The sequence below is a fragment of the Xanthomonas arboricola pv. guizotiae genome (genome assembly GCF_002940205.1).
Taxonomy (GTDB): domain Bacteria; phylum Pseudomonadota; class Gammaproteobacteria; order Xanthomonadales; family Xanthomonadaceae; genus Xanthomonas; species Xanthomonas arboricola_C.
In genome coordinates this window covers 17,123-29,240 of the sequence record NZ_MDSK01000022.1, presented here as the reverse complement: position 1 = coordinate 29,240, position 12,118 = coordinate 17,123, and the positions used below count along the sequence as shown (strand labels likewise).

General features: G+C 67.8%; 11 protein-coding genes. 7 read left to right on the top strand and 4 right to left on the bottom strand.

What is annotated here, in order from left to right:
* Positions 1-3: 3 nt before the first annotated feature.
* The 4 genes from pcaH to XarbCFBP7408_RS13955 form a co-directional block, all read right to left on the bottom strand.
* Positions 4-732 carry a protocatechuate 3,4-dioxygenase subunit beta gene (pcaH, locus tag XarbCFBP7408_RS13970; RefSeq protein ID WP_104563470.1) on the bottom strand — a complete coding sequence of 243 codons (729 nt, stop codon included), beginning with the start codon at positions 730-732 and terminating at the stop codon, positions 4-6.
* Between the two features lie 80 nt (positions 733-812).
* On the bottom strand, positions 813-2,021 hold the full coding sequence (gene pcaF / locus XarbCFBP7408_RS13965; protein ID WP_104563469.1) for a 3-oxoadipyl-CoA thiolase: 1,209 nt from the start codon (positions 2,019-2,021) through the stop codon (positions 813-815).
* Entirely contained in the window at positions 2,018-2,806 is a 789-nt protein-coding gene (locus XarbCFBP7408_RS13960) for a CoA-transferase subunit beta (RefSeq protein ID WP_104563468.1), read from the bottom strand. Before XarbCFBP7408_RS13960 ends, pcaF begins: the two co-directional genes overlap by 4 nt.
* Positions 2,803-3,666 (bottom strand): CoA transferase subunit A, encoded by an 864-nt coding sequence (locus XarbCFBP7408_RS13955; RefSeq protein ID WP_104563467.1) that lies wholly within the window; start codon positions 3,664-3,666, stop codon positions 2,803-2,805. Before XarbCFBP7408_RS13955 ends, XarbCFBP7408_RS13960 begins: the two co-directional genes overlap by 4 nt.
* A 257-nt stretch (positions 3,667-3,923) precedes the next feature.
* On the opposite strand from XarbCFBP7408_RS13955, the gene XarbCFBP7408_RS13950 reads away from it, so the two are divergent.
* The 7 genes from XarbCFBP7408_RS13950 (at position 3,924) to glpK (ending at position 12,054) form a co-directional block, all read left to right on the top strand.
* Positions 3,924-5,000, top strand: a complete 1,077-nt coding sequence (locus XarbCFBP7408_RS13950; RefSeq protein WP_104563466.1) for an aromatic ring-hydroxylating dioxygenase subunit alpha — start codon at positions 3,924-3,926, stop codon at positions 4,998-5,000.
* Between the two features lie 20 nt (positions 5,001-5,020).
* Complete coding sequence (locus XarbCFBP7408_RS13945; protein ID WP_016904720.1) at positions 5,021-5,824, top strand: GntR family transcriptional regulator; 804 nt, start codon at positions 5,021-5,023, stop codon at positions 5,822-5,824.
* The gene (locus tag XarbCFBP7408_RS13940) at positions 5,817-6,800 is read left to right on the top strand and encodes a PDR/VanB family oxidoreductase (protein WP_104563465.1); all 984 of its coding nucleotides are present in this window, start codon (positions 5,817-5,819) and stop codon (positions 6,798-6,800) included. Before XarbCFBP7408_RS13945 ends, XarbCFBP7408_RS13940 begins: the two co-directional genes overlap by 8 nt.
* 55 nt (positions 6,801-6,855) lie before the next feature.
* Positions 6,856-7,683 carry a DeoR/GlpR family DNA-binding transcription regulator gene (locus XarbCFBP7408_RS13935; protein ID WP_104563464.1) on the top strand — a complete coding sequence of 276 codons (828 nt, stop codon included), beginning with the start codon at positions 6,856-6,858 and terminating at the stop codon, positions 7,681-7,683.
* 223 nt (positions 7,684-7,906) lie between these two features.
* On the top strand, positions 7,907-9,421 hold the full coding sequence (gene glpD / locus XarbCFBP7408_RS13930) for a glycerol-3-phosphate dehydrogenase (RefSeq protein WP_104563463.1): 1,515 nt from the start codon (positions 7,907-7,909) through the stop codon (positions 9,419-9,421).
* A gap of 177 nt (positions 9,422-9,598) precedes the next feature.
* Entirely contained in the window at positions 9,599-10,420 is an 822-nt protein-coding gene (locus XarbCFBP7408_RS13925) for an MIP/aquaporin family protein (RefSeq protein ID WP_104563462.1), read from the top strand.
* A gap of 134 nt (positions 10,421-10,554) precedes the next feature.
* Positions 10,555-12,054, top strand: coding sequence for a glycerol kinase GlpK (gene glpK / locus XarbCFBP7408_RS13920; protein ID WP_104563461.1), 1,500 nt, complete (start codon positions 10,555-10,557; stop codon positions 12,052-12,054).
* The last annotated feature ends 64 nt before the right edge of the window (positions 12,055-12,118 follow it).

Below are 12,118 nucleotides of genomic sequence, written 5' to 3'. Positions count from 1 at the left end.
GATTCACTCCCAGACCGTTTGCTTGCGACCGCGCAACACGATGTCGAAGCGGTAGGCCAGCGCGTATTCGCTCACCGCGTTTTCCCAGTCGAAGCTGGACACCATGCGTTCGCGCGCCTGCGCATCGTCCACGCAGTTGTAGATCGGGTCGTGCGCCAGCAAGGGGTCGCCGGGGAAGTACATCTGGGTGATCAGCCGCTGCCCGATGCCATCGCCATGCAGCGAAAAATGGATATGCGCCGGCCGCCAGGCGTTGTAGTGATTGCGCCACGGATACGCGCCCGGCTTGATGGTCTTGAACGCGTAGCGGCCGTGGTCGTCGGTGAGCACCTGGCCGGTGCCGCGGAAGTTGGGATCCAGCGGTGCGTCATGCCGGTCGCCGGCATGTTGATAGCGGCCGGCGGCATTGCATTGCCACACCTCGACCACGCTGTTGCGCACCGGCTTGCCGTTTTCGTCGAGCACGCGGCCAGACACGATGATGCGCTCGCCCAACGGCTCGCCCGCAAAGCCGGCAGTGAGGTCGGCGGCATGCTCACCCAGGGTGAGCCGGTTCAATTGCGGGCCGGTGACTTCCGACAGCGTGGCCGGGATATCGATCGGCGCGTGCGTGGGGCCGCGCAATGCGGTGGATGCGTAGGGCAGATGCAGGTAGGCCGGCTGCGTGCCGATCCGCGGCCGGCGATAGCCGAGCAGCGGATCGATCGACGTGTCGGAGCTGGGGTCGCGCATGCGGGATCTCCATCGGTTGCGCTACGGCAGGATCAAAACGTGGATGTACGGTCACGGCAGCGGCGGTTGCAATCGGCGTACTACACGCGCTCGATCGCCAGCGCCACGCCCTGCCCGACCCCGATGCACATGCTGGCCAGCCCAAGCCGCCCGTTGCCCGCCTCCAGTTGCCGCAACAAGGTCAACGCCAGCCGCGCGCCGCTCATGCCCAGGGGATGGCCCAGCGCGATGGCGCCGCCATTGGCGTTGACGTGCGCGGCATCGTCGGCCAGGCCGAACGCGCGCGTGCAGGCCAGCACCTGCGCGGCGAAGGCTTCGTTGAGCTCGATCGCATCGAACTGCTCGATGCGCAGGCCCAGGCGCGCCAGCAGGCGCTGCGTGGCCGGTACCGGGCCGATGCCCATGTAGGCCGGCTCCACGCCCGCCGAGGCAAAGCCGAGCACGCGTGCCCGCGGGCTCAGCCCATGCGCGTGGACGGCCTGCGCAGACGCCAGCAAGAGGGCGGCAGCGCCATCGTTGAGACCGGCCGCATTGCCGGCCGTCACCGTGCCGGGCTGGCGGAACACCGGCTTGAGCTTGGCCAGCATCTCGGCGGTGGTGTTCGGGCGCGGATGCTCGTCGCGATCGACCGCGCTTGCCTCGCCCCCTTTGCGTGCGGCCACCGCCACCGGGGTGATTTCTGCATCGAAGAAACCGGCCGCCTGTGCGGCGGCGGCGCGCTGCTGGCTGCGCAGCGCGAACGCGTCCTGGTCTTCGCGCGCGATGGCATGGCGCTGTGCCACGTTCTCCGCGGTCTCGCCCATCAGCTCCACGCCATAGGCGCCCTGCAGGCGCGGATTGATGAACCGCCAGCCCATCGTGGTGTCTTCCAGCTGTTGCGTGCGCGCGAACGCGCTCTCGGCCTTGCCCATGACCCAGGGCGCGCGGGTCATCGATTCGACCCCGCCGGCGATCGCCAGGCCCAGCTCGCCGGCACGGATGCCGCGCGCCACCGTGCCGACCGCATCCAGCCCGGAACCGCACAGGCGATTGAGCGTGCTGCCCGGCACCGAACTGGGCAAGCCCGCCAGCAACAGACTCATGCGCGCGACATTGCGATTGTCCTCGCCGGCCTGATTTGCGCAGCCCAGGTAGACGTCGTCGATCAGCGCCGATTCCAGTTGCGGATTGCGTGCCATCAACGCGGCGATCGGTATCGCGCCCAGGTCGTCGGCGCGCACGCCGGCCAGGGCACCGCCATAGCGGCCGATCGGCGTGCGGATGCCATCGATCAGATAGACCTCGCTCATGCCTCGGCTCCGGCTGCCTGCTTGCCATGCGCTGCATCGGTGCGTGCCTGCAGCGCGCGCAGCGCCTGCAGTTCCGTAGTGCTGGGTGGAGTGGTCTGCGCCAGATCGGCGGCGAAGCGGATCGGCCAGCCGGTGGCCGCGCTCACCTGCTCGCGGGTGCTGCCGGGGTGCAGCGCGGTGACGGTGAGCTCGCGGGTCACGGGATCGGGCTCCATCACGCACAGGTCGGTGACGACCACGGTGGGGCCGGCGCCGGGCAGGCCGGCACGCTGCCGCGCATCGCCACCGTCCATGTGCCCGACCGTGGTGATGAAGTCCAGCGCGGGCACGAAGCTGCGTCTGGATTGGCGAATGATGATGAACACCTGTTTGGCGCTGGCCGCGATCTCCGGCGCGCCGCCCGCGCCGGGCAGCCGCGTCTTGGGCGCCTCGTACGGGCCGATCACCGTGGTGTTGAGGTTGGCGTGGCGATCGATCTGCGCCGCGCCCAGGAAGCCCACGTCCACGCGCCCGCCCTGCAGCCAGTAACGGAAGATTTCCGGGGTGGAGACCACGGTATCGGCGGTGTCGGCCAGCTCGCCGTCGCCGATCGACAACGGCAGCACCTCCGGGCGCGCACCGATCGGGCCGGATTCGTAGATCAGGGTGACATCCGGCGCATGCGTCAGCCGCGCCAGGTTGGCGGCGGTGGATGGCAGGCCGATGCCGACAAAGCACACCGCGCCATCGGGCAGGCGCCGCGCCGCCGCCACGGTCATCATCTCGTTGGTGCTGTAGTCGCTCATGCGGCCACCTGCAGCAGCGATTGCGCGTACACGCGCTGGAACGCGGCAAAGTCCTCGGTGTCGAGAATGTGGGTCTGGATCCAGGCCTGGAAGCGGGCGCGGTCGCGCGCGATCGCATCCCAGGCCAGGTAGAAGCGGTTGTCGCGGGCGTAATAGCCATGCGCGTACGACGGCGCCGCACCGCCTGGCACATGGCAGACCGCATCGACCACCCAGCGCGGCAGGATGCAGGCGTTGGCCGACGCATCCAGCGTGTCGACGATCTCCTCCACCGTGACGATCACCTTGCGCGCCGCCAGCGCGGCTTCCTTCTGCACGCCCAGGATGCCCCACAGCAGCACGTTGCCGCGGCGGTCGGCCTGCTGCGCATGGATCACGGTGACATCGGGCGCCACCGCCGGCGTGGTGGCCAGCGTCTCGCCGGTGTACGGGCATTGCAGGAACCTGATGCTGTCGTTGACGCGCGGCAGGTCCGAGCCGACATAACCGCGCAGCACCGCGAACGGCAGGCCCGAGGCACCGGCCACGTACGCGTTGGCCATGTCGGCATGGCTGTGTTCGCGGATCTGCAGCGGCTGCGGCCACGCATGTTCGACCGCATCGCGCAGCCGGTGCAGCGAACCGACGCCGGGATTGCCGCCCCAGGAAAACCGCAATACCGATGCACAACCGGCACCGATCAACTGGTCGTAGATCAGGTCCGGGGTCATGCGCACCAGGTGCAGGTCGCGCTTGCGCTGGCGGATCACCTCGTGGCCGGCCGCATGCGGAATCAGATGGGTGAAGCCTTCCATCGCCACGCAGTCGCCATCGGCGATCAGTTGGGACACCGCTTCTGAAAGGGGGACGATCTGGGCCATTGGGTCGGTCCTGCGCAGCGAGCGTGTGGTCACGGTAGGCGCAGGCGCACGGCCCGGTCAATGCGATTATCGGTACATCAATTCGATAATCGCACAATTTCGATGTACGGCCGACGCTCCAACATTGTCTCCGGTGTATACATAACTTCGCTTGCAAGCGGACGCCAGCGCCGGCATGCGCGTCAACTGGTCGCCAGCCGGCGCACCGATGCCGATCCGCACCCCCAGGTTGTATGCAAACCCCAGGAGCCACGGTCATGTCCCAGTCCAAGCAACTGTTTCCCCTCAACGCGTGGTACGCCGTCGCCTGGGACCACGAGATCAAGCACGCGCTGACCCCCCGCAAGGTCTGCAACCTGGATGTGGTGGTCTATCGCAGCACTGCCGGGGCGGTGATCGCGCTCGAAGATGCGTGCTGGCATCGCCTGGTGCCGCTGTCGATGGGCAAGCTGCGCGGCGACGATGTGGTGTGCGGCTATCACGGGCTGGTCTACAACAGCCAGGGCCGCTGCGTGCACATGCCCTCGCAGGAGACCATCAATCCCTCCGCGTGCGTGCGCAGTTTTCCGGTGGCCGAGAAGCATCGCTATGTGTGGATCTGGCCCGGCGACCCGGCGCAGGCCGACACCGGCCTGATTCCCGACCTGCACTGGGCGCACGATCCGGCCTGGGCCGGCGATGGCCGCACCATCTACGCCAGGTGCGACTACCGGCTGGTGCTGGACAACCTGATGGACCTGACCCACGAGACCTTCGTGCACGGCTCCAGCATCGGCCAGGACGAGATCGCCGAAGCGCCGTTCGAGGTGATGCATGGCGACCGCTCGGTGGTGGTGTCGCGCTGGATGCGCAATATTGACGCGCCGCCGTTCTGGGCCAGCCAGATCGCGCGCCATCTGGATTACCGCGGCAAGGTCGACCGCTGGCAGATCATCCGCTTCGAAGCGCCCGGCACCATCGCCATCGACGTCGGCGTGGCCATCGCCGGCACCGGTGCGCCGGAGGGCGACCGCAGCCAGGGCGTCAACGGCTACGTGCTCAATACCATCACGCCGGAAACCGACACCACCTGCCACTACTTCTGGGCGTTCATGCGCAACTACGCGCTGCACGACCAATCGCTGACCACGCTGACCCGTGCAGGCGTCACCGGCGTGTTCGGCGAGGACGAGGCGGTGCTGGAAGCGCAGCAACGCGCCATCGACGCGCATCCGGATCACACCTTCTACAACCTCAACGTCGATGCCGGCGGGATGTGGGCGCGCCGTGTGATCGATCGGCTGATCGCCCAGGAGCAGCGCGCGCAGGAACTGTCGCTGCGCATGGTGGGCTGAGCACCGCAGCGGAGGTCTCCATGTCACCCGCCACCCCGTTTCGCAGCAGTGCCGCGCAGACCACGCGCGCACTGCTGTCGCTGCGCGAACTGATCCTCGATGGCACCCTGCCGGCCGGAACGCGCCTGTCCGAGCTGGCGGTGGTGCAGCGGCTGGGCATGTCGCGCACGCCGGTGCGCGCCGCGTTGCAGCGGCTGTGCGAAGAAGGCCTGGCCAGCGCACTGCCAGGCGGCGGTTATGCGGTGCAGGCCTTCAGCGAACGCGACGTGCACGATGCGATCGAACTGCGCGGCACGCTCGAAGGCCTGGCCGCGCGCATGGCGGCCGAGCGCGGGGCATCGGCCGCGGCGCTGGCCCAGGCACGTCAGCTGCTGGACACGCTCGACCGCATCGTCGGCTCGCCGCTGCACGCCATCGACTTCAGCGCGTATGTGCAGGCCAATGCGCAGTTCCATGCGTTGCTGGTGGCCATGGCCGGCAGCGATGTGCTGGGCCGCGAGCTCACCCGTGTGCTGCAGCTGCCGTTCGCCTCGCCCAACAGCCTGGTCATGGCGCAGACCACCAGCGCCGAGGCGCGGCTGATCCTGACCCTGGCGCAGGACCAGCACCGCGAAGTCCTGGCCGCCATCGAAGACCGCCAGGGCGCGCGCGCCGAAGCGCTGATGCGCGAACACGCACGGCTGGCGCACCGCAATCTGCGCCACGTGCTGCAGACCCCGGCGGCGATCACCCAGGTGCGCGGCGGCGCATTGATCGGCCGCGCCCATCCCGCCACTGCCGGCAGCAGCCGGCCCACCCCTCTGCCTGGAGTTCCCCATGCGTAAAGACACCCAGTGGCACCGCGCCCATGTGGTCAGCATCGCCGACGCCTGCGAGGGCGTGCGCGAAATCGTGCTCGATCCGGGCACCGCGGCGCGCGGCTTCGAAGTCGGCAGCCATCTGGATTTTCGCGTGCAGTTGCATGGCCGCGCCGACGTGCGCTCTTACTCGCTGGTGGGCGAGCCGCGTGCCGATGGCCACTACCAGATCGCGGTACGGCAGATGCCCGACAGCCGCGGCGGCTCGCGGCACATGTGGACGCTGCAGCCCGGCGATGTGGTGGAGATCTCCCCGCCCAGCAACAACTTCGCGCTGGACGAGGGCGGCGAGGAGATCCTGCTGATCGCCGGCGGGATCGGCATCACCCCGATCATCGGCATGGCGCAGCGGCTGGCGCGCCGCCACCGCGCGTTCCGCCTGCTGTATGCCGGGCGCACGCGGCGTACGATGGCCTATGTCGACGAGCTGGAAGCGCTGCTGGGCGAGCGCCTGCAGCTGCAATGCGACGACGGCGCCGGCCCGGCGGATCTTGCCGCCGAGCTGGCACGGCTGTCGCCCAATGCCGAGGTGTACGTGTGCGGCCCGCTCGGCATGCTCGAGGCGGTGCGCCAGCACTGGCATGCCGCCGGGCGCCCGCGCGCGCGGCTGCACTTCGAGACCTTCGGCAACAGCGGGCGGGTGCCGGCACAGGCGTTCGTGGTCAAGCTGCCCGGGCTCGGCCTGGAAGTGCCGGTGGCCGAGAACGAATCGATGCTGGATGCGCTGGCCGACGCCGGAGTCGAGCTGATCGCCGAATGCCGACGTGGCGAATGCGGGCTGTGCGCGGTCGAGGTGCTGGACAGCGCGGCCGATATCGATCACCGCGATGTGTTCTTCAGCGACGAACAGCGCCGCGAGAACCGCAAGCTGTGCGCCTGCGTCTCGCGCGCGGTGGGCGGCAGCATCAGCATCGATACCGGCTACCGCGGCGAGCTGGGCTGAGCGCGGCCATCGGCACGCCGGCGCTCGCGCAGCGCGTGTTTGCATCCTCACGCGCATGCGCGATCATCTGCGCATGGAGTCGACTCACTACAGGACGGTCCCGGCGCCGGCACTCAACCCGCGCCAGGAACAATTGGTGGCATTGGTGCGGCAGCAGGGTTTTGCCGAGGTGGAAGGGCTGGCGACGCGCTTCGAGGTGACGCCGCAGACCATCCGTCGCGATCTGACCCTGCTGTGCGATGCCGGCGTGCTGCGCCGCTATCACGGTGGCGTCAGCATGCCCTCGAGCGTGGAGAACCTGGCCTACACCGCGCGCAAGGCGCTGCAGGCGCGCGAGAAACAGCACATCGCCGCGCAGGTCGCGCGCTTCATTCCCGACGATGCCTCGTTGTTCATCAACCTGGGCACCACCAACGAAGAGGTCGCGCGCGCCTTGCTGCAGCACCGCGGCCTGCGCGTGATCACCAACAACCTCAACGTGGCGGTGATGCTCAGCGCCAACCCCAGCTTCGAGGTGATCGTGGCCGGTGGCGTGGTGCGCGGGCGCGACCAGGGCGTGACCGGCGAGGCGACGGTGGAGCTGATCCGGCAGTTCAAGGTGGACTTCGGGGTGATCGGCATTTCCGGCATCGATCTGGACGGCACCCTGCTGGATTTCGACTACCAGGAAGTGCGCGTGGCGCAGGCCATCATCGAACACTCGCGGCAGGTGCTGCTGGCCGCCGACCACAGCAAGTTCGGCCGCAACGCGATGGTGCGGCTGGGCGCGATCGCCCAGGTGCACGACTGGTTCACCGACCGGCCGCCGCCGCAGGAACTGGCCGCCTTGCTGGCCGAGGCCGGCACCCGCGTGCACTTGGCCGCGCCTGGCGACGCCAGCTGAGCCAATTGTTCGTTTTTGTGCGTTTGCGGTGCGGCATGCCGATTCCGCGACCTTGATGATCCGCTTTGGCTATCAGGATTCCGACTTTGATAGGCCGCCTTACTCTTTAATTGCCTAGTTCTCCAGCCTGGCAGTTCTTCACGTCCCGAAAAGGTTTGATGTTCGAATATGTTCGAACATGACAACTTGGGTTCGCTGCTGGCGCGCCCGGACGGAGACACCGATGGGCGAGACATACGATCTTCTGGTGATAGGCGGCGGCATCAACGGGGTCGGCATCGCCCGCGATGCGGCCGGGCGTGGCCTGTCGGTGTGCCTGTGCGAACAGGACGATCTGGCCGCGCATACCAGCAGCGCCAGCACCAAGCTCATCCACGGCGGCCTGCGCTATCTGGAACAGTACGAGTTCGCGCTGGTCGGCAAGGCGCTGGCCGAGCGCGAGGTGTTGCTGCGGCTGGCTCCGCACATCATCTGGCCGCTGCGCTTCCTGCTGCCGCATCAACCGCATCTGCGCCCGGCCTGGATGATCCGCGCCGGCCTGTTCCTGTACGACCATCTCGGCGGCAGCAAGCGCAGCCTGCCGCGCTCGCGCCGGCTGTCGCTGCGCACGCACCCGGTTGGCCAGCCGCTGCAGGAATCGCTGCGCACCGGCTTCGTGTACTCCGATGCCTGGGTGCAGGACGCGCGGCTGGTGGTGCTCAATGCGATGGACGCCGCCAGGCGTGGCGCACAGATCCGCACCCGCACCCGCTGCGTCGGTGCCTGGCGCGATGCAGGCTTCTGGTATGCCGAGCTGGAAGACCGCGACGGCCGCCGCCGCACCGTGCAGGCGCGTGCACTGGCCAACGCGGCCGGGCCGTGGGCGGTGTCGTTCCTTGACAAGGTCGCCGCAGTGCCGCACAAGCACGCGCTGCGCCTGGTCAAGGGCAGCCACATCGTGGTGCCCAAGTTGTTCGACCACGACCACGCCTACATCTTCCAGCAACCGGATCGGCGCATCGTGTTCGCCATTCCGTACGAGCACGACTTCACCCTGATCGGCACCACCGACGTGGATTACCAGGCCGACCCCGCCGCGCCCAGCATCGATGCGGCCGAAGTGCAGTACCTGTGCGATGCGGTGAACCTGTATTTCCAGCAGCAGATCACCCCTGCCGATGTGGTGTGGAGCTATAGCGGCGTGCGCCCGCTGCTCGACGATGCCGAGGACAACGCCGCCGAAGTCACCCGCGATTACCAGCTGGAAGTGCTCACCGACGGCGCACCGTTGCTCAACGTGTTCGGCGGCAAGCTCACCACCTATCGCAAGCTGGCCGAAGAAGCGGTCGACCGCCTCACCCAGGCACTGGGTGCCCGCAAGCCGGCATGGACCGCGCGCGGCGAGGCACTGCCCGGCGGCGAACAACGCGATATCGCCAGCCTGCTCGAGCGCGTGCGCAACGCCTACCCATGGCTGCCGGCGCCGACCGCGCAGCGGCTGGTGCGCAACTACGGCACCTGTGCGCAGCAGCTGCTGGGCCAGGCGCAGGACATCGCCGCCCTGGGCACGCACTTCGGTGCCGACCTGTATCAGGCCGAGGTGGATTACCTGCGTGCCCACGAGTGGGCCGTGACCGCCGACGACATCCTGTGGCGCCGCAGCAAACTCGGCCTGCGCATCGACGCGGCCGGGCGCGCACGTCTGGAGGCGTATCTGCAGACACACTCGGTCCGGCAGGCGGATGGCGTGCCGGCCTGATCGAACCACGTTGCCGGCGAGGACGGGTCGCGCGGCAACGTATCCTGGCGCATTCGCCGGCATCATCCTGAGTCACGTGGAGGGCACCCTGATGAGCATCACCGAAGACCCCTGCGCGCCAATGCGCGTATCGCACCACCCTGCCTGCGTCATCACCATCGGCGCGAGGACGCGCGCATGAGCCGCCAACTCGTGGGTGAGTTGATTTCCGAAGCGGTGGCGATGTTCATCATCATCGCGCTCGGCGATTCGGTCGCGGCGATGTACGTCCTCTACGACCCCAGCCCGTACCAGAACGCCTATTGGGGCGTGTGCATCGCCTGGGGCCTGGCGGTAACGCTGGCGATCTATGTCACCGGCTCGGTGTCCGGCACGCATGCCAACCCGGCGGTGACGCTGGCGCTGGCGCTGTTCCGCAGTTTCTCCTGGAAGAAGGTGCTGCCGTACTGGGGCGCGCAGGTGATCGGTGCATTCCTGGGCGCGGCCATCGTCTACCAGTTGTACGGCCCGGTCATCGACCACTACAACCAGGTGCAGCAACTCACCCGCGAAGCCGGTGGCGCCGCCGGGGTGTTCTTCACCGCACCCGGCCTTGCGGTCACGCCGATGCATGCGCTGGTCGACCAGATCATCATCACCGCGTTCCTGATCTTCGGCATCTTCGCCATCACCGAACAATTCAACGAAGCCGCGCCGACCGCCAACTCCGGCGCGCTGATGATCGGCCTGCTGGTGGCCACGCTGGGCGCGTCGATGGGCTATCTGGAAGCCTGGGCGATGAATCCGGCACGCGATTTCGGCCCGCGTCTGTTCGCCTACCTTGCCGGCTGGGGCGAGGCCGCATTGCCGGCCAAGGACAATTACTGGTGGATCCCGATCGTCGGTCCGTTGATCGGCGGCCCGATCGGCGCGCTCGCCTACCAGTGGCTGATCCTGCCGTTCCTGCCGGCACGCGTGCGCCATCTGCAGGGCGGCAAACCGCCGCTCGATCCGCGCTGATCGCACCGCTGCACGACTGACAGCACGGCGCCGCTGCCGGGCAGGCCCTGGGTTTTATCGGCCTTTCGCGCAGCGGCGTGCACTGCCCACTTTCTCGCCGTGCGCCCGCGCCGGCATTGTTCGAGGAATCTCCGATGGAAAAGCAATACGTCCTTGCGATCGATCAAGGCACCACCAGTTCACGGGCGATGCTGTTCGATCGCAACGGCAAGGTGGCCGGTGTGGCGCAGCGCGAGTTCGGCCAGATCTTTCCGCAGCCGGGCTGGGTGGAACACAACCCGCGCGAGATCATGACCAGCGTCTACACCACGATCACCGAGCTGCTCAACAACGCGCAGATCGATGCGCGCTCGATCGCCGGTATCGGCATCACCAACCAGCGCGAGACCGCAGTGGTGTGGGACAAGGCCACCGGCCAGCCGATCTACAACGCCATCGTGTGGCAATCGCGGCAGACCAAGGACATCTGCACCCAGCTCAAGGAGGCCGGGCACGAGCAGATGGTGCGCGACAAGACCGGCCTGCTGATCGATGCGTATTTTTCCGGCACCAAGGTCAAATGGATCCTCGACCACGTCGACGGCGCGCGCGAGCGCGCGCGCAACGGCGAGCTGGCCTTCGGCACCATCGACAGCTGGCTGATCTGGAATCTCACCGGCGGCAAGGTGCATGTCACCGACTACACCAATGCCTCGCGCACGCTGATGTACAACATCCACACGCTGGAGTGGGACGCCGAGCTGCTGGCCATGCTGGACGTGCCGAAGCAAATGCTGCCGGAGGTGCGCTCGTCCAGCGAAATCTACGGCATGACCCAAACCCAGTATTTCTACGGCGAGCAGGTGCCGATCGCCGGGATCGCCGGCGATCAGCAGGCGGCGCTGTTCGGCCAGGCCTGCTTCGAACCGGGCATGGCCAAGAACACCTACGGCACCGGCTGCTTTGCGCTGATGAATACCGGCGACAAGGCGGTTGCGTCCAAGGCCGGTCTGTTGACCACGATCGCCTGGGGCATCGACGGCAAGGTCGAGTACGCGCTGGAAGGCTCGATCTTCGTCGCCGGCTCGGTGGTGCAGTGGCTGCGCGACGGGCTGCGCATGCTCGGCAAGGCCAGCGACTCGCAGGCCTATGCCGAACGTGCCGGCGACAACGACGGGGTCTACCTCGTGCCGGCCTTCGTCGGCCTGGGCGCGCCGTACTGGCGCAGCGATATCCGCGGCGCGGTGTTCGGGCTGACCCGCGGCACCACCAAGGAACACTTCGTGCGTGCGGCAGTGGAATCGATGGCCTACCAGACCCGCGACGTATTGACTGCGATGCAGGCCGATTCGGGCATCGAGCTGAAGGAACTGCGCGCCGACGGTGGCGCGATCGCCAACGACTTCATGGCGCAGTTCCAGAGCGACATGCTCAACGTGCCGGTCCTGCGACCGGAAGTGGCCGAAACCACCGCGCTTGGCGCCGCCTATCTGGCCGGTCTGGCGACCGGGTTCTGGAGCAGCCGCGAAGAGATCGCCAAACAGTGGGCAGTGGATCGCCGCTTCGAGCCGACCATGGCCGACGACAAGCGCGAACAACTCTATGCCGGCTGGCAGCAGGCAGTGGAAGCGACGATGGGCTTCCGCATCCGCTGACCGCCGCCCTCAAAAAGACGACGCCCGCCGTCAGGCGGGCGTCGTCTTTTTCGTCAACCACCGG

What these genes read in the sequence shown, in the direction of transcription:
- XarbCFBP7408_RS13950 (WP_104563466.1), top strand. Translation starts at nt 3,924, where the DNA reads ATGTCCCAGTCCAAGCAACTGTTTCCCCTCAACGCGTGGTACGCCGTC.
- XarbCFBP7408_RS13960 (WP_104563468.1), bottom strand. Translation starts at nt 2,806, where the DNA reads ATGAGCGACTACAGCACCAACGAGATGATGACCGTGGCGGCGGCGCGG.
- glpK (WP_104563461.1), top strand. Translation starts at nt 10,555, where the DNA reads ATGGAAAAGCAATACGTCCTTGCGATCGATCAAGGCACCACCAGTTCA.
- XarbCFBP7408_RS13935 (WP_104563464.1), top strand. Translation starts at nt 6,856, where the DNA reads ATGCGCGATCATCTGCGCATGGAGTCGACTCACTACAGGACGGTCCCG.
- XarbCFBP7408_RS13945 (WP_016904720.1), top strand. Translation starts at nt 5,021, where the DNA reads ATGTCACCCGCCACCCCGTTTCGCAGCAGTGCCGCGCAGACCACGCGC.
- XarbCFBP7408_RS13925 (WP_104563462.1), top strand. Translation starts at nt 9,599, where the DNA reads ATGAGCCGCCAACTCGTGGGTGAGTTGATTTCCGAAGCGGTGGCGATG.
- pcaH (WP_104563470.1), bottom strand. Translation starts at nt 732, where the DNA reads ATGCGCGACCCCAGCTCCGACACGTCGATCGATCCGCTGCTCGGCTAT.
- glpD (WP_104563463.1), top strand. Translation starts at nt 7,907, where the DNA reads ATGGGCGAGACATACGATCTTCTGGTGATAGGCGGCGGCATCAACGGG.
- pcaF (WP_104563469.1), bottom strand. Translation starts at nt 2,021, where the DNA reads ATGAGCGAGGTCTATCTGATCGATGGCATCCGCACGCCGATCGGCCGC.
- XarbCFBP7408_RS13955 (WP_104563467.1), bottom strand. Translation starts at nt 3,666, where the DNA reads ATGGCCCAGATCGTCCCCCTTTCAGAAGCGGTGTCCCAACTGATCGCC.
- XarbCFBP7408_RS13940 (WP_104563465.1), top strand. Translation starts at nt 5,817, where the DNA reads ATGCGTAAAGACACCCAGTGGCACCGCGCCCATGTGGTCAGCATCGCC.